This is a genomic window from Deinococcus cellulosilyticus NBRC 106333 = KACC 11606 (genome assembly GCF_007990775.1).
GTDB lineage: Bacteria > Deinococcota > Deinococci > Deinococcales > Deinococcaceae > Deinococcus_C > Deinococcus_C cellulosilyticus.
Window position 1 is genome coordinate 441,253 of sequence record NZ_BJXB01000001.1, and the last position, 19,847, is coordinate 461,099.

The window sequence follows — 19,847 nt, forward strand, 5'->3', positions numbered from 1 at the left end:
TGCGTGGTTTCTTGTTCTGGTCATCACCTGTCCGGGAGGAACGGTATGACCTTGCTGACGACTTTGCCTGTGCTTTCTTCCAGACCATCCTTGCAGAATGCTCTTGTTGGAGCAGGTTGTCTGCTGGCCTGTTCTGGCGTTGCCCAGGCTGAAAACGAAACCATCACCCTGCAAAACCAGCAGGCCACCCAGGTGATGTTCAGGCTTCAAGAGGCTTTCAAGAGCATGAAACTGGGGGTGCAGCTTGTGGGCTGGTCAAATGAAACCGGAACACATGCAGGAGCACCTGTGGGGTTCAATGTGCGTTTCCCCAGGGCCTTGCCTGCCAGTCAGAATCCGATTTTGCCGCTCAGTGTCCAGATCACAGGAGACACAGACCTGACCTCACTCACCCTGCTTTTTGAGGTGACCACCCCTCAGGGACCGGTTCAGGTGCCTGTTCCCCTGAAGCTGCCTGCCCGCGCAAAGCTTGAGTTGCAAGCCCCGGAAGCCATCACCACCCTGCCGGGGCACACCGTGCAACTTTCATTAAAGGTTCGCAACATGGGCCCCATTCCTGCACGGGTGCATCTGGAATTCAGTCTGGCCCTGCAGGGCATCCCTGACTTTGACCTGCAACCCGGTGCAGAGCGAACCCTCAATGTGCCTGTGCCCACCCAGCCCAGCGATCAGGTGCTGGAAGTTGGTCTGATCACCTCATCCAGCACCCAACACAAGAAGATTCTGCTGAGGGGGGTGCGTGCTGTGGACAGCCCTTACCGGGTGCGGTTGCAATGGGGAAGCAACTTTGAGTCCGGTCAGCCTTTCAGAACACAGTTCAGGGCAGAGGGAGACCTGAGTTCCACCGTCCGGTTTTCGGCCTCCATGCAACTGCAGGACCTGAAAGTGCAGGACCCTGGCCTGATGGTTGGGGTGGGGAAGACCACCGTCAATTACGGCTCTTCCCCAGCATCCGGGGTGGCGGGCAGTGCGGGTGAAGGTCTGTATGTGAGCACGGAACCTGTCAAGGATCTGCAGGTGGGTGCAGGATGGGGAATGCGCACAGGCATGGTCCGTCTGGGTGCCAAATATGCCACACGGTCCGATCTGCTGTACTGGTCGGTTGCGGCACACACAGATCTGGCCTTCACCCGCCCTGAGGTTGCTGTTTCTCTGCAGCATCCCGAGTGGTCCTGGAATGCCAGATCCACCCCCGGGCAGAGCATGTTCTGGTCCACAGGGGCCAGTTACACCGCGCAGGGCAAGAGCCTGAATGCCCGGGTGTCCTACGGTCAGAGTGGATGGGGTGGCTCCCTGAGGGGCTCTTTGAAACTCCTCCCTGGTGAGGACACCTTCAGCAGTGAAATCACGGTGGCGAACTCCCAGTGGCAGGACCTGCAGTTCCGGTACAGCAACAGGGACACCGAACTGGGCTGGACCTACAGGCCCGAACACCGCAGTGAACTGACGGGAAGTCACCGCCTGGTGCTCGAAGACCTGAACATCAAATTCAGCACCTCTGCCTCCCTGAAGGCTTTTGAGATTCAGGGTGCAGAGGTTTCAGCAGATGCCACCTACACCCAGGGGCCTTTGCAACTGAATGCTTTCACCTCCCTGAAGACCGGAGGAAGGGGTGCCTTCAACCTTTCCGGCAAGTACACCTCTTTGCTGGACTCTGGAGAGCTTGCTCTGGAAGGAGGGGTGCGCAGTTCGTGGGAATCAGGTAACATCTCTCTCTTTCCTTTTGCTTCAGTGAATTACCGGGATGTGAATGGTTTGCAGGGATATGTCTCGGTCAACCAGACCCGTGCAGGCACCCATTACCGGGCAGGGCTTTCCTACCGGTATGAGCTTCCTGTACCTGCCAGCATCACCGCAGCTCTGGACGGAACCCCTCCTGCTGATCCCTCCACCCGCACGGTGCGATTTGACGTGCAGGGGACAGGATTCCAGCCTTCCCTGTCTGGCGTGAGAGTATCAGGATGTGGCATGTCCGGTCAGTCGGATGCCAATGGTCGGGTGGTGCTGAAAGGATACCAGGGGCCCTGCACCCTGGCCGTTGACCGCAGCAGCCTGCCTGCCCACACCCACCTCAAGACCCAGACCCTCCCTTCTGAGCCCGGGGACAGCCTCACCGTTCAACTGGTGCCCACCTTCGACTTCAGGGGCAGAATCGAGTACGAGAAAACCAGTGACAGTGCCCTGATCCCCCCAACCCCCAGAAAAGTACGCGTGATGATTGCTGGGGTTGAAACCTTCTGGAAGGATGTGGACATGCCTGCAGGAACGTTTGAAGTGAAAGACCTGCCAGTTGGTGAATACACCCTGTCTGTTGAAGATGGGAAGCCCGTCACCCGGGTGTTGCTGCCCGACGGACCTCCTGTGGTCCTGACCCTGCCTGCCCCCCAGGTGCAGACCCTGAAGAAGACCACCCCTCCGATGAAACTCAACTGGAAGAGCCTCACTGTGGGGGCAGGGACTTCCGCAGAACTGAATGTGACCTCAGAAGCAGCCATCCAGCAACTCATTGTCCGTGGCCCCCAGGTGGATGTGCTTCAGGACTGCAAATCCCAGCCCAGTTGCACCACAGCTTTTGTGGTGCCTGTTTCTGCAGACGGCCTGCTGTCTGTGCAGGTGGAAGTGCATTTCAAAGAAGGAGGTGTGGCCCGCCGCACCGCCCAGCTGATCGTCACGCCCGTGACCCAAGGAGAGACCAGATGATCCCTGTTCAGAATGTTTTCCGCCCTAAAACCCTTGGCCTGCTTCTTTCTCTGCTGCTCGGTACTGCTGCTGCACAGGTGTCCATCACCGGTCCCCGCGAACTGGACCTGCAGCCCGGAGAAACCCGGACCGTAGAGTATGTGCTCAGCAACCCAGGGGATGCTGCCGTCCCTGCCGTGGTCTTCATGAACGATTACATGCAGCAGCCTGATGGCTCTCTGGTGCACATTCCTGGCAAGACCCTGCCCGGCAGTTTTTCCAGAATTGCCTCTGCAGATCGCCTGGAATACACCATTCCAGCCAAAGGAACTGTGGTGGTTCCTGTGGTGGTCAGCATGCCCAAAACCCCCATTGGAGGGTACTGGGGTGTGGTCGGGGTGGACATCCTGAACAATCCTGCAGGGGGTGGCAACAACGAAGTGGGCTTCAAGATCCGATATGCAATGGTGACCGCTGTGACGGTCAGTGGGGTGACCCAGCATGAGGTGAGCATTGACAACCTCACCGGGCAGACCCGAAATGGCAGCACCAGCATTGCCGTGACCCTCAGCAACACCGGCACCGCTTATGAGCGGTACGCCCTGAAGCTCAACATTGTGGACCTGCAGGGCAAAACCGTGGAAACCCAGGTCTCTTCAGTGGTGCTGCCCGGGCTCACCGTGGATGTGAATGTGCCTGTTCCGCAGAAACTCGCCTCTGGAACCTACGCTGTGTTTGCCACCCTGATGTACGGTGGGGACCAGCAGGTGGAGATGGCAGGCAGTCTGGAAGTGCCCTGACCACTGATCTGAAACCAGGAGAAATTGACTGTGAAGCTGCCTGAGGACAACATGCTTGCTCATCCCTGGAGGAACTTGAAAAGCCTCCTGCTGCTCGCTGTCCTGACCGCAAATACCGCAGGTCATGCGGCTTCTTCGAGCACGACCCTCTCAGTGGGGGCCATCAAACCGATGTTTGACGGGGGAACCGTGACCGCAGAAGGAAGTGGTCAGGGTGGGGGATCTGGCCAGACGCTCACTTTCTCTTCTGGGAACACCTCGGCGCCCTTGCAGCCTGGAGAGCCTGTGACCCAGACGGTGACCCTGACGGTGGACAGCTATGAAAATGCCCCACCCACACAGAGCAGTACCCTGTCTGTTACCCTGCCAAATGTTCCTGGAGTTCAGTTTTCTTTCAAGGTCAATGGGCAGAACCTGACCTCTGCGGCCATGTCTGGTTCAGTCAAATTGGAATTTCAGGTGGAGGCCACCGATGAAAATGCACCTCCACTGTCTGGGATGATTGTTGCCACCATCACGGCCAACTGAGACAAAAGAGTTCGGGTCAGGGGCAGGGTTCTCCTGCCCCATTTCCTTTGCGTCCATTCTCATTTTCTCAGTTGGACTTCAGTTCAAATTCAGCCTGTTTTTGCTGCAGTCAAGGACATTTTTCTTTTAACCCCTTACACCCTTTTGTAAGAAGTGTGTGACAGCACACAAGTAGAATGAAGACACAACTTAGGAAGCGATGACTCCTGTGACCTTACTCGGGCACCTTGGTCCAGGACGAGCCAGTGGTGCGACCGGCCTCAAGTCACCCCCTCCCTAGCAAGAGAGGATTTCCCCGGCCGTGGTCTGCAAAGAACATGGTCGGTTTTGTTTTAAGGAGCAAATACAGGAAAAACAGCAGCACCCAGAGTTCTCTGGCTCGATCTTTCTGTGCGTTCCTTTCCAAGACCATCTCAGCAGGGCAGCAAGATGCTTCCCCGTCCATGCCCTGTTCCTTCAAGGAGTGACCCTCATGCGTCAAATCAAAACCGTTCTGGCCCTCGGCTTCCTGACCCTCACCTCCGCCGCTTTCGCCGCCAGCTCCAACACCACCATCACTGCCACAGCCACCAAACCTGCAGTTGCCCTCGGAGCCCTCTCTGCCATTGATTCTTCTGATGGCACCACAGCCATCACGGCCCTGAGCTTCGGCTCAGGTGCCCTGACCAGAGGCACTGAAACCGATGCCAGCAAGACCCTGAAATTCAAACTCGCCAGCTACGACAACGCCGCCACCAGCCAGAGCTACACCCTCGCCTTCAGCATGCCCAGCGTCACCGGCTACACCTTCAAATACAAACTGGACGGTTCTGGCACCTCTGCTGCGGTTGCTGACCTGAACGGTACCCTCCCCGCAGGCAACAGTGCCAGTGCCACCTACGTGAAGTCCGCTGCCGCTGTCGGTGCCGTGGGTGATGCCACCACCGTGCTCTTCACCGTCACTGCCGATGGCTCTGCCAGCACCAACCTGACGGGCAACATCACCGTCACCCTCACCGCCAACTGAGTGCCAGATGTTGGAGCAGGGACAGGAGCTCACAAGGCTCCTGTCCCTGTGTCCAGTGCAGGTGTGTTGCAACATCATCAAACACACGCTCTGAGACATACGATGGAGACAGGCCCATGAAACACCTCACCTCCCTCTTTCTCTTCAGCCTGACGGTGGCCTCTGCCCAGACCGTCAGTGTGCAACTCCTGACCGATGAGCCCACCCCCAGTGTGCTGGGCAGCAGCTACACCATGGGGCAGAGCAGCAGGGCAGGTTACGTGTATGGTCCCAGGTTCCTCATCCGGGTCTCTTACAGTGATGCCGTCAGCCAGACCCTCTCCCTTTCCCTGTCGGGAACACAGTCTGGTTATGAACTGGTCTGGCAGGCAGATGGTGATGGGATTCCCCGATCCTTCAACACCCAGCTTGGACCGGATGTGACAGGAATCTCTGGAACCGCCGCTGACCTGTACTACCGCAACGATGGCACCCTGCATTCCTTTTCGAGCCAGGCCACACGGTATCAGGTGGGGGTCAAGGCCCTGCCCTCAGCAGCAGTGGACCTGCACACCAATCTGGTGGTAACAGTCACCCTCAACTGAATGGAGCCATCAGCGGTCAGGGATCATCTTTCAGCAAAAAGCGCAAAGAAGGGGTTGAAAACTGTCAGCAGTCCATGGGGTCTGTTTTTTCCTGTTGTAGATAAAGGCTGCAAAAAAGAAAAACCTCTGGAACTCCAGAGGTTTTTCGCTTACTGGGCTTTTCTGACTTTCTCTTCCTGCTGCTGCCGGATCTTTTCCCACATCTGCTGCTCTGTTTCGGCGTTGCGTCTGTGGGTCTTCAGGATGGCGTCGTTGCCTTTCAGGCCTTTTTCTTCGAGGTCCTTTGCGGTCACGGTTTCCAGGTAGCTCAGGCGAATCAGTTCCATCGGGGTGAGGCCGTCGCGGGTGTTTTTCACCTTGCGCTTTTTCTTGAATTCGGTGGAGTTCATCTTTAAAACGCTCTGGTTGGACACACTGCTGACCTGGCGGTAGATGTCTCCTTCGCCGCCATGTTTGGCCACAGTGGACATGAAACGCTTGCGGGATTCCATGTTGTCGAGTCTTGCAGCAAGCCACCTGCGGTCCTCAGGGTGGGGAGAGCGTTCCGCCACTTCGGAGGCGAGCAGGATGTCTCCCTCCAGATAACGGCGGTAGATGTCCTGGGATTTCTGGCGCAGGCGTTTTGCTTCTGGATTGTCCAGCACGAAAAGCAGTTTGGTGAAGTCATCTCCGGTGATGACGGCTTCTTTGCCCTCACCGAAATCGGTGTAACGCAGGGTGAGGTGGTACTCACCCTGGAGGTGTTCTAAAGTTTCAGCGTTCTGTTCGAGACCCAGCGCACCCAGCGCGTCCAGCGCATGAAATTGTCCATGACGGTTGCGCCTGACTGAAGTTTTGCCAAGTTTGATGGGTTGCGGATGTTGCGGATCAAGACCTAGCTTCATATGAAAATTATAGCATAAATTCTGTTTTCAGCATAATATGCTGGAAGCAAAACAGAGATGAAGTGTTGCCTAAAGAACAGTTTTGCATTGAAAAATCTCTCGTTCTGGAAAGCCATTTCTTTATTCTGTCCTGGATTAAGCGAGCCTGATGAAACGGTGAAGATCCTGCCAGAGTGACCCTTTTTATTCTGTTATTACCCATAATATCTCATCCTGCTGAACAGGTCTTTCTGGAGCATCTGCCACCATAAGATGCACTTCATCAGGCGGGAGGGCATGCCAGACCACACCAGTGATTCTCCAAACATGTCCATCTGCTCCCTGTACACTCATCCCTGGGAGGACAGCCAGGGCTCTTGCAGAGTCTTTTCTGGCCTCAATGATGGTTGCTTTTCGAGCCCTGATTTTAAAGGTCTCAAGAACCCTGAGGGAGTGATCGTGTGCTGGATGAATGGTTGACATGGTTGGTGGTTTTCATTCTACAAGATGATGTTCTTTGATCGAACATGTGCTGTGCTGCGAAAATCCTGCATTGCCATTCTGGCAATTGAGTGGGTTGATCTGTAGTCTATGACAGTTCAAGAGGAGGGTGAAGATTCAAAATGAACCCATGGAGATCGGTGTTTTTCAAACGCTTGACTGCTCTCCTTTTCCTGACCTTGATATTCATGATGGAGAGTTACATCAACAGGCCCTTCAGTTTCACAAACACTGCACCGCTGACCGTGGAAGATTATCGTATGGGTTGTCTGATCAAAATTGAGAAGCAATTTAATGGCAAGTTCTGGGGTTTGACCGCGGAAGATGAGGAAGCATCAGCCAACAACCACATCAAAATCAAACCAGGCAATACTGGTGCCATCTGGTTTGGCAGGGTGGATTACAAAAATTCGAAGGGACAGGAGCTTGCACGGTTTTTTTCATGTGAGATTTTCGGAAGCAATCCCCATACAGCCCGCATCGCTTTAAGTTTCTTTGCCCGTCGATGATCGTCTGCAACTCTTAGAAGAATGATCCTTTCACAACCCCAGAACCACCCCCACCACAGCGCCTGCCAGAACCACCACCGCTGGATTGAGCTTCAAACGCATGAGCCCCACAAAAGCCAGTGCTGCAATCACAAAAGGCAGAATGCCTGTGATGGCCCCCTGATACAGCACCAGCAGAATGGCAAGCAGCACGCCCCCTCCAAAAGGCAGCAGGGCATTGCGCAAGGCCCTCAGCCAGGGATGGTGCCCGAGCTTTTTCCACAACCTGGAGCAAAGGGCTGCAACCACTGCAGAAGGCACAAAAAATCCTGCCAGAGCGCAAAGCCCTCCAAGCAGACCCAGGTGAGCATACCCATAAAAATAGACGGCCAGCACATTTGGCCCGGGAGCAAACTGGCCCAGCGTGTATCCATGCAGGAATTGCTCTGCAGTGATCCAGTGGTGCACGTCCACCAGTTGCCGTTCCATTTCGGCAAGGTTGCCTGCCCCAAAAGAGACCAGGCCCAGCCTTGCGAAAACCAGAAACATCAACAGAGGCTCAGGCATCTTCTGATTCCCGTCTGGGCCTGTGGACCAGGAGGCCTATGGGCAGCACAGTGACAAGCACCAGCAGGATGTCCATTCTCAGGAGCCCCAGGAGCACAAAAGTCAGCAGGATCAGCCAGGGACCGGCCTTGATCAAAGACCCGGTTTTCAGGATGGGAAGGGCTGCACTCACCATCACCGCGAAAGCTGCAGCAGAAGCCCCTTTCAGGGCACTGCTCACCAACCCAGGAAGCACCGAACCATGCTGGAAGTAAAACAGGGTCAGCAGGGCAATCACCACCGAGCCTGGAATCAGCAGGCCCAGTACGGACACCACAGAACCAAGTTTTCCACAAAGTCGCATGCCCAGAAAGGCCGCCAGATTTCCTGCATTGGAACCCGGAAGAAGCTGTGCCAGGGTGAAGGCTTCGCTGTAGGTGGCATCATCAGTCCAGCCCCTTCGTTTAATGGCGGTGTAGATGTGGGCCCCCAGACCTCCTCCCAGTGAGGTGACGCCCACATAGAGAAACATGCCAAGGAGTTGCAGGGGAGATGCAGGCCTGAGTTCAGCCTGGGATGCATGATCGGGTGTCATGCTTCAGGGTACGCCTGAGGCTTGATGAAAAACTGTTGCTTCTTCTGGAGTTTCGCCTGTGCAATCAATGCAAGAAAGAGGACCTGAAGTTCAGGTCCTCTCAGGATGCGTTTTGTCTGGATTGCCCTTTCAGAGCATGCGTTGGTGGAGCAAACACCCAAAGTTCCTGTCATCCCTGACCCAGAAGGCCTGTCCTTGCAGGTCGGTCATGAAAGGGTGGGTGCACTGTTCCTCTCTGGGATTGTCTTCCAGATCCAGTTTCTCGATGTAGGACAGTTGCCGGTAAAACAGACAGGAGTTGCAGCATTTCGCTTCCTGAAGGGGGAGATGGCCCACTTCGGTGTGCATGGGACTGAGTTCTTCTGCCCGGTACTGTCCGGCATGGGAACGGCGTTCATCTCCGTAAACCACCAGGTACTCATTGCTCAGGGGATCGTAGTCCTGGATTTTGCCCTCGTAGCCCTGAAACCGTCCCTGGATGATCCTGACTTCATCACCAACCTGAAATTTTGTGTGGACGCTGGTCATCTCCCACCTCCTGCCTGGAAAGAAACCTGCATCCAGTTTAGATCCCCTGGCCTGACAGCAGTCTGATCGCATGTTCCACTTGCAGGAGGGAATTTTCTGGGATTTTTGTGAAGGTTCCAGGTTGTTTTTCGCACACCATGAGAGCTCTTTGAAACCCCAGAACCTGATGCTCTTGCGCTCGACAGAAGCTCTCTGGAGAAAAACTGTCTGAGACAACAAATTCTCAGATGCTGCTTTGCGGTCAGTGGTGATCTGCAGGTGGATGTGATTTCTGTTCTTCAGCCTCCAGTGATGCTTCTGTTACGTCCAGAATGGGAAATCTGCGGATGGTGCAGTAAGGTTTCTGTCAGCCATCGGGAATCTCAATGTTGATGGTGGTGCCCTGCCTGAGGACACTCTGGGCAGAGATTTTGCCGCCATGCAATTCCACAATCGAACGGGCAATCGCCAGTCCTAAACCTGAGCCTCCACCATTCTCCGGGCTGCGGGTCTCGTCCACCCGGTAAAACCGCTCGAAAATAAAGGGCAGTTTCTCCGCAGGAATCCCCACTCCGGTGTCCTGCACCTGCAGCATCACTCCCCCTTCCACCTTGCGGGCCATCAGGCGGATCTCGCCCCCTTCAGGGGTGTAATGCAGGGCGTTGTTCACCAGGTTGCCCAGCACCTGCCGCATGCGTTCCACGTCCAGGTTCACTTCGGGCAGGGCATCATCGAGTTGCAAGGTGAGACGGATGTTCTGCTTCTCGGCCCGGAAAGCAAAGGCTTTCTGCACAGTCTGCATCAGGGCTCCAGGAGGGGTGAAATCTCGATGCAAGGTGAGCATGCCCGCATCTGCCAGGGAAAGCAGGCGCAAATCATCCACCAGATTCTGGAGCAGGAGGAGCTCGTCATAGACCACATCCAGACGCTCCCTGGTGGCTGCAAGCTTCCCCTGGTGCATGGATTGCACGTATCCAGAAGCGACGGTGAGGGGGGTGCCCAGGTCATGGGCAATGTCGGCGATCATCTGGCGGCGTTGCTGCTCCGCTTTCACCAGTTGTTCGCTCATTTCATTGAAAGCCACGGTCAGGGTGCCCACCTCATCCTCGCTGGTGACAGGCACCTTTTCCTGCTGGCGACCAAATTTCAGTGAACCTGCAGCAAGGGTCAGACGCTCCAGGGGTCGGATCAACTGGCCCGAGATGTATGCCCCAAACAGCAGGGAAAGCACCAGACCAATGGCACCAGAATAAATCAGGGTGCGGGTGGAAGTGGCAACCAGAGCCTCGGCATTTTTCCCCCAGGAATCCTCATCGCTGGACGAGTCGTGAAAGACGGTCCCGATCAGCTGCCCATTCACCACCAGTTCTTTCCTCAGGCTGGAGGCCTTCACATCGGGGGTGCTTCCCAGGGGAAATTCATCCATGTTGGACACCACCTGTCCCTCTGCATCCACCACCCCAATGTGCCTTGGAGGAACAGGATGCCGGGGTCCCCCTGGACCTTCGGGGCGTCTCGCCAGACCTTCCCAGCTGCCCACTTCCTGATGGTAACGCAGGGCCGCTTCCACAAAACGGTTGAATTCATTTTGTTGAACGGTTTTCTGGTAGGACCTGACAGTCAGGTTGTTGACCAGCAGCCCGAAAGCCAGCAGTCCGGCCACGCAGGCCAGTGCAAATCCCAGCATCACCTGGAGCCTCAGGGAACGTTTCGGGATCAACATGGGCAACAACCTCCAGAATCAAAGTGATCCACTGGGGACAGCGAGAAACCTTTCTTCACTGTCTTCAGTGTCCATGCTGACAAACTCAAAAGTCAATGGAGAGGTCATTCCCTGTGGCCATCAAGCTGAGGGTTGCTGGCTGCGAAACTGCTGGGGAGCCATCCCGTGCTGCCTTTTGAACGCCCGACTGAAAGAAGCCTCCGAAGTGTACCCCACCTGGTGGGCCACCTGATACACCGTGAAATCCTTGCGATGCAGCCGCCGCGCAGCCAGGTGCATGCGCCACCGGGTCAGGTATGAAAGGGGAGGTTCTCCCACCGTTTCAGTGAACCGCTCTGGCCAGACCGGAGAAGGACAAAACCGCAGATAGACACCACATCCATTTCTTCATGTTCACTCCTGAAAACAGCACAGCCACACCTGTGACTCCACATCACAGGCCCTGCAGGGGATGAATTTTACCGGAAAGCCTCAGTCGCTGGGCAAACCTGTCCCAGGGATTCGGCGGGACGCAGCAGAAAATCAATTTGAGGTCGATGAAAGGCCTGGCCTGAACGCTGTAGGTGCAGATCTTTCATGGCTGTCATTGTAGAGCCCTCCTGCTGGACTTTCCATGCTTAAAACACCTGCATTCTTTGCCGAACGTCTCATTGGCGGACATGCAAGAAGCGAATCAGGACCATGGGTTGCACACTGCTCTGGCCACAATGCACACCTTCCCTGCCCAGTGCCTTTTCAGCGCAGGGAGGCACATGAAAGGCCAGGGCAGCTCCGCCTGTTTGTTAAACAGATCAATAAGTTCCCTTTGTTAAATGGCAGATCTCAGCTACAATGTGTGCAGAAAGTGTCCAGAAGATGTTCGACCATCCAGCTGTCCACCAGGTTTGCGAGGTGCACGTGATTTCCAATTCTTCCATGACCTCTGCCCGTGAGCGGGTGTACCAGGCCCTCAAAAAGGGACCAGCCACCCGTCCTGAACTGGCGAAACGCACAGGGCTCAGTGGGGTTGCGGTGATCACAGCGGTGGAAGAGCTCCAGCAGGCCAGGCTCGCAGCACTGGATGAGCCCCCCCTGCCAGGACAGCGGGGCCGTCCTGCCTCCCAGGTGCGTCTGCTTCTCGAAGAGGCCCGCATCACCGCTGTAGACCTCGGGGGGCCTCAGGTGCTTGTGGGAGCATTCAATCTGCTGGGGGAGCGTCAGCAGTATTCCCTGCAGGGAACGACCCGGCACCAGATTTCTGCTGATCGGGAGGCAAATGTGAACTGGCTCTGCGATCTGCTTGAGTGTCAGGGCACGGCCCACCAGTCGGTCATTGGGGTGCTGGGCCGGGTGGACCCTGAGACCCGTCGGGTCACCAGTCGCCCCCTGAACCTGCAGGATGATCCTCTGGAAGAGGTGCTGTCTGATCGGCTGGGCTGGCCTGTGCGGGTGGAAAACGATGCCAACCTTGCTGCATGGCACCACTGGACTTTGCTCAGCCTGCGCCCGAGGGACCCTCTGGTGTTCCTGAATTTCAGTTATGGCATTGAACTGGGGCTGGTGCTGGGAGGGCAGGTTTATTGCGGGGCCAGAGGTGCAGCAGGTGAGCTCGCATATGCTGCCGATCCAAACCGCCGAAATCCCACAGAAGTGCTTGCCTCCAGATTGCTTGGGTATCTGCAGTGGCTGGTTCCAGAAGGGTCCACCACCGATGTGGCTGCCATGGCCCACCGTGGAGACAGGGCTGCACAGAGGGTCTTGCAGCGATTCAACCAGGACCTTGCGGTGCACCTGACCTCGGTGGTGGCCACCCTGGACCCGAAAGTGCTGGTGCTGCAGGATTTGCCACTGGCTTCAGAGCTCCTCAGGGATGAGGTGCGGTTCACATTTGCAGAGCTGGGTTTTGATGTCAGGGTGCTGATCAGCCCGCTGGGACCGCTGGGAGGGCTGACTTCTGCGGGGGCTTTCGGTGCACAGGTGCTGGAGCGCACCCGTCTGGAAAGTGTCCCCTCCAGAGGATGATCAGGACATTTGTCTGACCCCTTAAAAAAGTGCGATCCACACGTTGCTTTCTGGGTTTGATCTTTCTGGTGGGATTTGCTAAGCTTACTTTGTAAAAGATGCCCTGGGTGTCCCCTGGATGCCCTCTGCTCTTTGACCTCCAGAAAGGCAGGATCACAGCATGGACCTCAACTCCTGGACCCCTCAGGACATTTCCCGCCGACTGGGCATCATGGTCGGTTTCTTCAGTGGAGCCTTCACCAGCATGATCCTGATGACCGATGCTGGATGGAACCCCCTTGTGGCCATTCTGACCTGTGTGCCCGTGGGACTGTTGCTCGGGTGGCTGACCCGCACCCTCAGCCTGCGGCATTACCACAAGCGCAACAAAAGCTGAGCTGCACTGCCGAGAACATCAGAAGTGCACAGTGGCAGCTTCAACAGAGAACTCAGCCCTGCATGGGTCTGCGCAGGTAGGCGTTGTCCATCAGTTCCTTGTTGCTCCACCTCAAGTGCACATCGTCTTCCACTTCACGGACAGACGTGACAGGCACCCACACCTGCTCCCCCGAGGCGTTCAGGGTGATCTGAATGTGCTGATCGTCGGCACAGTCCACGATGCCGCGCAGGATGCCCCTGTCGCACAGCACCATCATGCCACGCCGGATTTCTGGACTGTAGGTCATGGTTGTTTACCTCCAACGGATGACTTTTACCGTGGAGCCACTGGCTCCGGCCTACGGGTGTACAGCCCACTGCACCGGTTTGAAAAGGTGAACACAGACAGGCATGACGCTCAATGTGGTGATTCGAATGGGAATGACACCTGAGGTCAGTCTAAGGGGCAAATTCCCTTTAGATTCCGGTGTTTTTCACCATTCGGCGGGCTCTGGTTGGAAAACCTGTAAGTTTATCCTAACACATTCAAGGAAAATCGGTAGAAACTGCAAGGAACAACAGATTTCAATCATTTTGAGGTTCAATCCATACAAGGGCTCATGGACGTCCTGGTTTCCCGGTCGCTTCAGGATTGTTGTGCAGGGATCGGGGCTGGCGAGACCTCCACCAGACCTCAAAATAGGGAACAACCCCTCTGATGATGCCCAGGCCCCAGACCATGCAGCCCAGAAGCAGCACATGCAAGAAAGACGTCCAGGGATACTGTCGGATCAGAAACGCGTCCTGCGGATGGTCTGGATCGTAATAAACCCTGTGCCACTGTTCATTCCCTGAATGTCCCGTTCGATGGCGTTCAAACAGGTCTTCCATCAAAATGGCCTTCCCTTCAAAGCGTGTCCCGGTGACGAAATAAGAGTAACTGGCACGGTAATAGAATCCTTTGCCCGTGCTGACGGAGGTCAACTCCAGATCCGTGGTGATGGTGGTGGGCCAGTTGCGTGTCTCCAGATAACGATGCGTCAGCCGGATTTCCAGAAAAACTGGAAAAGCGACAAGCAGCAATCCCAAAAAGAACACAATGATCTGTCCTGGTCGCATGCACCCCTCTGAAGCTGCAAGATAAAACAAAGTGTACAGCAAGCCAACCTCCAGAAGCGGGTCCATGGGGGTGAAGCAGGGAACTGCCTGAGCACAGGTTCCCTCTCCACAGGATGTGTCATTTCACAGGGGACTTCAGGTAGGTCCTCCAGCTTCCCAGATCACTGATGTCGGTGGCTCCAATGGTTCCAGCACTTTCGCAGACGAAGCCCAGCACAGATCCTCCATCTTCCAGGCGCACCGTGCCAATGCCCAGAGGGGCAGGAATGCCTGCCACAAAGCTGCCAAAATGTTCCACCGGAAGGGACCAGATTTCCATGTCCACACTGACCCCGCCTTCAGCAACACGAACCATACCAGGACGGTAAGGTGGCCCACCTGCAAGGGCATAGAACCGGTATTCTGCACTGGAGCGGGTTTTGCGGACCAGACGCCCCCCTCTGGAGGTCAGTTGCCAGTTCAGAGGCAAACCTTCCAGGTGGGCTCCACACACAGCAACCTCGACCTGAGAGGCACTGGAGGAGAAAGGGAGAACCTGACCTTCCCAGCGGTGTCCCAGCCTGAGCAATGGAAGGTCCTGATGTGCAGGGGCAAACAAAGTCACACCAAAAGGCAATCCAGCCGTCCTGAACCCTGCAGGCAGTGCAATGGCCGAATAATCCAGCAGGTTCATGAAGTTGGTGTAATGGCCCAGGTTGGTGTTCAGCTGAATGGGATCATTCAGCAACTCTTCGATGGTGTAGATGGTGCCTGCAGTGGGGGTGAGGATGCAGTCCACCTGTGACCAGACCTGATCGCAGGTCTTTTTCAGCACCGCCAGTCGTTCCAGGGCTTCAAAAGTGGCTGCAGCTGTAAAATGCTCTCCTTTTGAGATGATGGTGCGGGTCACAGGCAGCAGGGCCTCAGGATGGGACTGCAGCAGGTCTTTTGCAGTGCGGTACCTTTCTGCCACCCAGGGCCCCTCATAAAGCAAACGGGCAGCATCCAGAAAAGGCTGGAAATCCAGTTCAATGACGTTTGCTCCCAGCGTTGTGGTTTTCTCCACAGCTTCAGCAAAGAGTCTCTGGTATTCTGCATCCCCAAAAAATTCCAGCTGGTCTGCTCTGGGAACACCCACCCTGAAAGAGGGGAGGGCAGCAAAATCCACACCATGGGGTTTCAGGGACCTGCCAAAAGGATCAGCAGGATCGTTCTGAGCCACCACCGAAAACACTGCCGCAGCATCCTGGCTGTTCAGGGCAAAAATCGAAACGGTGTCCAGGGTCCGACAGGCCGGAACCACTCCGGTCATGGAGAGCACCCCACGGGTGGGTTTCAGGCCCACCAGACCATGAAACGCTGCCGGGACACGTCCGGAACCCGCCGTGTCGGTCCCCAGTGAAAAGCTGACCTGCCCAAGGGCAACGGCAACCGCAGATCCTGAACTGGAGCCTCCAGGAATGTACTCAGGGTTGATGGCGTTACCAGGGATGCCGTAAGGAGAGCGGGTTCCATTCAGCCCGGTGGCGAACTGGTCCAGATTGGTTTTCCCGACAGGAATGGCCCCAGCGTCAATCAGGCGTTGCACCACAAAAGCACTTTGCTCTGGAAGGTAAGCATAATCTGGACAGGCTGCAGTGGTGGGGACCCCTGCCAGATCGATGTTGTCCTTGATGGCAAAAGGAATTCCATATAGCGGCAATGCTCCAGGGTCCTTTGCAGCGAGGCCATCCACATAAACCTGCAGTTCCTCTCTGGAGAGCCTTTGAATCCACACGTGCTCAGGAGAGGCCGATACAGCCTCATGCACCTGGTCCATCATCTGCGACACAGTGAATTTTCCAGTGTGGTAGCCTTCCAGCAGACGGGCAATGGTCATGTTCTCAGGGTTCAGAATCTCAGGCATGTTGTTCCTCCAGAGCGGTGTTCAGCACAATGACCTGCTGGCCTGCAGTGACCGCCTGACCGGATTGCGATCCAACAAAGTGCACCACGCCATCCACCGGGGTCTGAACGGCGAATTCGGTTTTCATGGACTCCACCACGAACAGGGTGTCACCTGCCTGCACCTGCTGTCCTTCTTTCACCCGCACCTCCCACATGCTGCCCGAAACCGGACTGGCCACCACTTTTGAGTGCTCGGGAAGGTCAAGTTCATCCGGGCTGGTGTAGCTGCCCGATGCGGTTTCCGAGATGTATTCATGGAGCCCTGCGGCCCTCCAGCGTTCACGTTCTGCCTCAAAAGATGCCTGTTGCGTGGTTTTGAATGCAGCAATGGACGCTGCCTCCTGCTGCAAGAAAGCGTTGTATTCTCGCAGGTTGAGTTTGCCTTCTTCTATGCGAAGCTGGTAGCGGCCCGACAGAAAGTCCGAGCGCATGTCCAGCAGTTCCTGCTCGCTGACCTCAAAAAAACGGATCTGGTCAAAGAAACGCAGGAGCCAGGGTTTCTGGAAATCCCGGGTCTGGTGGTACTTGTTCCACATCTGCACGGTGCGGCCCACAAACTGGTATCCACCGGGACCTTCCATCCCATACACACACATGTAAGCCCCGCCGATGCCCACGGCGTTTTCAGGTGTCCAGGTGCGAGCCGGGTTGTATTTGGTGGTGACCAGACGGTGCCTGGGGTCCATCGGGGTGGCGACTGGAGCACCGAGGTACACATCCCCCAGACCCAGCACCAGATAGCTTGCCTCAAAAACAATCTTTTTGACCTCTTCAATGCTCTCCAGACCATTGATTCTGCGGATGAATTCAATGTTGGAGGGGCACCAGGGAGCATCTGGCCTCACCGACTGCATGTATTTCTCGATGGCCAGTTTTGTGGCCGGATCATCCCAGGAAAGGGGCAGGTGCACGGTGCGGCTTGGGACTTCCATGTGATCGATGTCGGGCAGCAAGCCTTCGGTTTCACGGAGCACTTCCAGCAGTTTTGCCCGATCCATCACCGCAGGATCGAAATGCACCTGCAGAGAACGGATGCCCGGAGTCAGGTCCACAATGCCTTCCAGTTGACGTTCCTGCAGGGCGGTCATCAGGGCATGGACCCGGAAACGCAGGTTCAGGTCCAGCATCAGGGGGCCATACTCGATGAGCAGGTATCGGTCTCCGGCCTGACGGTACACCACAGCAGGAGCATCTTCACGCTCAGGGAGGGTCTGCAGCATGGGAGAACCCAGTTCTTGCTCAATCAAAGGTGGATCAATGGTTCCAGAGAGGCTCTTGATGCTTTGCTGCAAAGCGGTCTGTCTGGCTCGACCTGCCTCATGACCGATGGGCACAAAACGAATCCTGTCCCCCGGACGCAGCTGCCCGATCTTCCACAGTTCTGCCTCCACGATGGTCACCGGGCAGACGAACCCCCCAAGGCTGGGACCATCTGGACCCAGGATCACGGGCATGTCTCCGGTGAAATCCACTGCACCAATCGCATATGCATTGTCGTGGATGTTGGAAGGGTGGAGTCCAGCCTCGCCCCCGTCCTGTCTGGCCCACTCGGGTCTGGGACCGATCAGGCGCACCCCTGTCCTGCTGGAATTGTAGTGCACCTCCCAGCTGGCCTCGAAGAAGGTTTTGATGTCTGAATCGGTGAAGAAATCCGGTGCACCGTGAGGACCATACATTACCCCGATCTCCCACTCTCCGGTGTACTCAGGGATCAGGGAGGAGGGGGCCTTTTGAAGGGTCTCAAGCTGCCCAGGCTGCAACAGGTTGATGACATCTCCCACCCGCAGAGTGCGTCCTGCATGACCTCCAAATTGACCCAGCGTGAAGGTGGACTGGCTGCCCAGGTAGTGGGGCACATCCAGACCCCCTGCAAAGGCAATATAGGTTCTGCATCCAGACTGGACCGAACCCACCGTCAGGGTGCTGCCTGAGGGAACCTGCACCGCTTCCCACATGGGCACGTCCCAACCATCCAGCGTGGCTTTGACAGGGGCTCCGGTCAGGGCAAGGGTGGTCTCAGAGCGGAATTTCAGGGTGGGGCCTGCCACCGTACATTCCAGACCTGCTGCAGTCTCAGCATTGCCAAGCAGCCTGTTTGCCATTCTGAAGGCGTAGTTGTCCATGGGGCCACTTGGTGGAATGCCCACATCCCAGTACCCCAGACGACCGGGATCATCCTGCACGGTGGTCTGCACCCCACCATCAAGCACTTCAATGCCTCTGGACTGGTAGGTGAAGGTGTTCAGGTAGCGGGTGGTCTGATGACCCTCCAGGAACACCTCGTCTTTCACAATGGCCTGCAGATAATCAAGGTTCGTTTCAATGCCCATCAGACGGGTTTGCCCCATTGCAGCACTCAGTTTTTCAATGGCCGCTTCACGGGTCTCTGCATGGACGATCAGTTTCCCGATCATGGGGTCGTAAAAGGCAGGCACATTTGAACCTGTTTTCACCCAGGTTTCCCCCCGCACATCCTCTGGAAACTGCACTTCGGTCAACAGACCTGCGCAGGGCTGGAAATTCTTGGCGGGATCTTCGGCATACAGACGCACCTGCACAGAAGCACCGGAAGGTTCTGGAGCCACCAGTTCTGGAAGGTCACCGGCTGCCAGCTGGACCATCCAGGCCACCAGATCCACCCCGGTGACCTCCTCTGTCACACCGTGCTCGACCTGCAGGCGGGTGTTGACCTCCAGAAAATAATATTCGCCGGTTTTTGAGTCCAGCACAAATTCCACTGTGCCTGCAGACCTGTAGTTCACCGCACGACCCAGCCTGAGGGCTGCCTCAAACAGCCCCTCCCTCTGGGAGGGTGTCAGATTGGGGGCAGGGGTTTCCTCGATGACCTTCTGGTTGCGCCGCTGCACCGAGCAGTCCCGTTCTCCCAGAGCAATCATGTGGCCCTTCCCATCCCCGAACAGCTGCACTTCGATGTGACGGGCATGCTCCACGTACTTCTCCAGATAGATGCCAGAATCCTTGAAGTTGGCCTGGGCCAGACGGACCACGTTGCTGTAGGCATCGTGCAGCTCGTCTTCCGTCCAGATCAGGCGCATCCCGATGCCCCCTCCGCCTGCGGTGCTTTTCAGCATCACCGGAAACCCGATGCGGCGGGCTTCCTGCAAGGCCTCTTCCGGGCTGCTGAGCAGTTCGGTTCCGGGAAGCAGGGGTGCACCCTGGGCCAGCGCAATCTCCCTCGCTTTGTGCTTTAAACCAAAAGCCCGCATCTGGTCGGCAGTGGGACCAATGAAGGCAATACCAGCATCTTCACAGGCCTGGGCAAACTCGGGGTTCTCGGACAGGAAACCATAGCCGGGATGAATGGCCTCTGCACCACTGAATTGGGCAACCTCCAGAATTTTGTCGGCAAGCAGGTAACTCTGGCTTGCAGGTCCGCCCCCCACACAGTAGGCTTCATCGGCCAGTTGCACATGCAGGGAATCCTGGTCGGCCTCGGAATACACAGCGACAGACTGAACCCCCAGTTTCTTCAGGGTGCGGATGATCCGGCAGGCGATCACGCCACGGTTGGCAATCAGGACTTTTTTGAACATTTTAGGGACCTCATGGGTGGAAGGCAGAAGGCAGAAGGCAGAAGGCGATTGGACCCACATCTGTAGGGGC

Annotated in this window: 19 protein-coding genes; 8 read left to right on the plus strand and 11 right to left on the minus strand. The window is 56.3% G+C overall.

The annotated features are described in order from the left end of the window. Positions 1-45 precede the first annotated feature (45 nt). From DC3_RS01890 to DC3_RS01910, 5 genes are all read left to right on the plus strand, one after another. The gene (locus DC3_RS01890) at positions 46-2,700 is read left to right on the plus strand and encodes a hypothetical protein (protein ID WP_146881884.1); all 2,655 of its coding nucleotides are present in this window, start codon (positions 46-48) and stop codon (positions 2,698-2,700) included. After that, complete coding sequence (locus DC3_RS01895) at positions 2,697-3,479, plus strand: hypothetical protein (RefSeq protein WP_146881885.1); 783 nt, start codon at positions 2,697-2,699, stop codon at positions 3,477-3,479. Before DC3_RS01890 ends, DC3_RS01895 begins: the two co-directional genes overlap by 4 nt. Positions 3,480-3,554: 75 nt before the next feature. Next, positions 3,555-4,007, plus strand: coding sequence for a hypothetical protein (locus tag DC3_RS01900; RefSeq protein WP_146881886.1), 453 nt, complete (start codon positions 3,555-3,557; stop codon positions 4,005-4,007). Between the two features lie 472 nt (positions 4,008-4,479). Continuing rightward, positions 4,480-5,013, plus strand: coding sequence for a hypothetical protein (locus DC3_RS01905; protein WP_146881887.1), 534 nt, complete (start codon positions 4,480-4,482; stop codon positions 5,011-5,013). A gap of 116 nt (positions 5,014-5,129) precedes the next feature. Next, positions 5,130-5,597, plus strand: coding sequence for a hypothetical protein (locus DC3_RS01910; protein WP_146881888.1), 468 nt, complete (start codon positions 5,130-5,132; stop codon positions 5,595-5,597). A 149-nt stretch (positions 5,598-5,746) separates the two neighbouring features. Here DC3_RS01910 and ddrC read toward each other — a convergent pair whose 3' ends face one another. Both ddrC and DC3_RS01920 read right to left on the minus strand, forming a co-directional pair. Beyond that, the gene (gene ddrC / locus DC3_RS01915; RefSeq protein ID WP_146881889.1) at positions 5,747-6,481 is read right to left on the minus strand and encodes a DNA damage response protein DdrC; all 735 of its coding nucleotides are present in this window, start codon (positions 6,479-6,481) and stop codon (positions 5,747-5,749) included. A gap of 183 nt (positions 6,482-6,664) precedes the next feature. Further along, entirely contained in the window at positions 6,665-6,943 is a 279-nt protein-coding gene (locus DC3_RS01920) for a hypothetical protein (RefSeq protein WP_146881890.1), read from the minus strand. Between the two features lie 140 nt (positions 6,944-7,083). Between DC3_RS01920 and DC3_RS01925 the strand changes: the two genes are divergently transcribed. Beyond that, on the plus strand, positions 7,084-7,470 hold the full coding sequence (locus tag DC3_RS01925) for a hypothetical protein (protein ID WP_146881891.1): 387 nt from the start codon (positions 7,084-7,086) through the stop codon (positions 7,468-7,470). Between the two features lie 30 nt (positions 7,471-7,500). On the opposite strand, the gene DC3_RS01930 is transcribed toward DC3_RS01925, so the two are convergent. From DC3_RS01930 to DC3_RS29915, 5 genes are all read right to left on the minus strand, one after another. After that, positions 7,501-8,016 carry a chromate transporter gene (locus DC3_RS01930; protein WP_146881892.1) on the minus strand — a complete coding sequence of 172 codons (516 nt, stop codon included), beginning with the start codon at positions 8,014-8,016 and terminating at the stop codon, positions 7,501-7,503. Then, positions 8,009-8,590 carry a chromate transporter gene (locus DC3_RS01935; RefSeq protein WP_146881893.1) on the minus strand — a complete coding sequence of 194 codons (582 nt, stop codon included), beginning with the start codon at positions 8,588-8,590 and terminating at the stop codon, positions 8,009-8,011. Before DC3_RS01935 ends, DC3_RS01930 begins: the two co-directional genes overlap by 8 nt. Positions 8,591-8,719: 129 nt before the next feature. Next, positions 8,720-9,118, minus strand: a complete 399-nt coding sequence (locus DC3_RS01940; RefSeq protein WP_186815767.1) for a KOW motif-containing protein — start codon at positions 9,116-9,118, stop codon at positions 8,720-8,722. Between the two features lie 346 nt (positions 9,119-9,464). Next, a complete protein-coding gene (locus DC3_RS01945; protein WP_146881895.1) occupies positions 9,465-10,820 on the minus strand; it encodes a sensor histidine kinase in 1,356 nt (451 codons plus the stop codon). 120 nt (positions 10,821-10,940) lie between these two features. Continuing rightward, the gene (locus DC3_RS29915; protein WP_146881896.1) at positions 10,941-11,186 is read right to left on the minus strand and encodes a helix-turn-helix transcriptional regulator; all 246 of its coding nucleotides are present in this window, start codon (positions 11,184-11,186) and stop codon (positions 10,941-10,943) included. 549 nt (positions 11,187-11,735) lie between these two features. Here DC3_RS29915 and DC3_RS01955 point away from each other — a divergent pair. Together DC3_RS01955 and DC3_RS01960 are read left to right on the plus strand one after the other, a co-directional pair. Further along, positions 11,736-12,821 (plus strand): ROK family transcriptional regulator, encoded by a 1,086-nt coding sequence (locus DC3_RS01955; protein WP_186815768.1) that lies wholly within the window; start codon positions 11,736-11,738, stop codon positions 12,819-12,821. A 160-nt stretch (positions 12,822-12,981) separates the two neighbouring features. Next, positions 12,982-13,197: a hypothetical protein gene (locus DC3_RS01960; RefSeq protein WP_146881898.1), complete on the plus strand. Its 216-nt coding sequence runs from the start codon at positions 12,982-12,984 to the stop codon at positions 13,195-13,197. A gap of 52 nt (positions 13,198-13,249) precedes the next feature. Here the strand turns inward: DC3_RS01960 and DC3_RS01965 are convergent, their stop codons facing one another. From DC3_RS01965 to uca, 4 genes are all read right to left on the minus strand, one after another. Next, entirely contained in the window at positions 13,250-13,486 is a 237-nt protein-coding gene (locus tag DC3_RS01965) for a DUF2171 domain-containing protein (RefSeq protein ID WP_146881899.1), read from the minus strand. A 310-nt stretch (positions 13,487-13,796) separates the two neighbouring features. Continuing rightward, positions 13,797-14,297, minus strand: coding sequence for a DUF3592 domain-containing protein (locus tag DC3_RS01970; protein WP_186815769.1), 501 nt, complete (start codon positions 14,295-14,297; stop codon positions 13,797-13,799). Between the two features lie 118 nt (positions 14,298-14,415). After that, positions 14,416-16,182, minus strand: coding sequence for an allophanate hydrolase (gene atzF, locus DC3_RS01975; protein ID WP_146881901.1), 1,767 nt, complete (start codon positions 16,180-16,182; stop codon positions 14,416-14,418). Continuing rightward, the gene (gene uca / locus DC3_RS01980) at positions 16,175-19,777 is read right to left on the minus strand and encodes an urea carboxylase (RefSeq protein ID WP_146881902.1); all 3,603 of its coding nucleotides are present in this window, start codon (positions 19,775-19,777) and stop codon (positions 16,175-16,177) included. The genes atzF and uca overlap by 8 nt, the downstream gene beginning before the upstream one ends. Positions 19,778-19,847 lie beyond the last annotated feature (70 nt).

Coding starts and splice junctions, on each gene's coding strand:
- DC3_RS01890 (WP_146881884.1), top strand. CDS start 46: ATGACCTTGCTGACGACTTTGCCTGTGCTTTCTTCCAGACCATCCTTG.
- DC3_RS01895 (WP_146881885.1), top strand. CDS start 2,697: ATGATCCCTGTTCAGAATGTTTTCCGCCCTAAAACCCTTGGCCTGCTT.
- DC3_RS01905 (WP_146881887.1), top strand. CDS start 4,480: ATGCGTCAAATCAAAACCGTTCTGGCCCTCGGCTTCCTGACCCTCACC.
- DC3_RS01910 (WP_146881888.1), top strand. CDS start 5,130: ATGAAACACCTCACCTCCCTCTTTCTCTTCAGCCTGACGGTGGCCTCT.
- ddrC (WP_146881889.1), bottom strand. CDS start 6,481: ATGAAGCTAGGTCTTGATCCGCAACATCCGCAACCCATCAAACTTGGC.
- DC3_RS01920 (WP_146881890.1), bottom strand. CDS start 6,943: ATGTCAACCATTCATCCAGCACACGATCACTCCCTCAGGGTTCTTGAG.
- DC3_RS01925 (WP_146881891.1), top strand. CDS start 7,084: ATGAACCCATGGAGATCGGTGTTTTTCAAACGCTTGACTGCTCTCCTT.
- DC3_RS01930 (WP_146881892.1), bottom strand. CDS start 8,016: ATGCCTGAGCCTCTGTTGATGTTTCTGGTTTTCGCAAGGCTGGGCCTG.
- DC3_RS01935 (WP_146881893.1), bottom strand. CDS start 8,590: ATGACACCCGATCATGCATCCCAGGCTGAACTCAGGCCTGCATCTCCC.
- DC3_RS01940 (WP_186815767.1), bottom strand. CDS start 9,118: ATGACCAGCGTCCACACAAAATTTCAGGTTGGTGATGAAGTCAGGATC.
- DC3_RS01945 (WP_146881895.1), bottom strand. CDS start 10,820: ATGTTGATCCCGAAACGTTCCCTGAGGCTCCAGGTGATGCTGGGATTT.
- DC3_RS01955 (WP_186815768.1), top strand. CDS start 11,736: ATGACCTCTGCCCGTGAGCGGGTGTACCAGGCCCTCAAAAAGGGACCA.
- DC3_RS01960 (WP_146881898.1), top strand. CDS start 12,982: ATGGACCTCAACTCCTGGACCCCTCAGGACATTTCCCGCCGACTGGGC.
- DC3_RS01965 (WP_146881899.1), bottom strand. CDS start 13,486: ATGACCTACAGTCCAGAAATCCGGCGTGGCATGATGGTGCTGTGCGAC.
- DC3_RS01970 (WP_186815769.1), bottom strand. CDS start 14,297: ATGCGACCAGGACAGATCATTGTGTTCTTTTTGGGATTGCTGCTTGTC.
- atzF (WP_146881901.1), bottom strand. CDS start 16,182: ATGCCTGAGATTCTGAACCCTGAGAACATGACCATTGCCCGTCTGCTG.
- uca (WP_146881902.1), bottom strand. CDS start 19,777: ATGTTCAAAAAAGTCCTGATTGCCAACCGTGGCGTGATCGCCTGCCGG.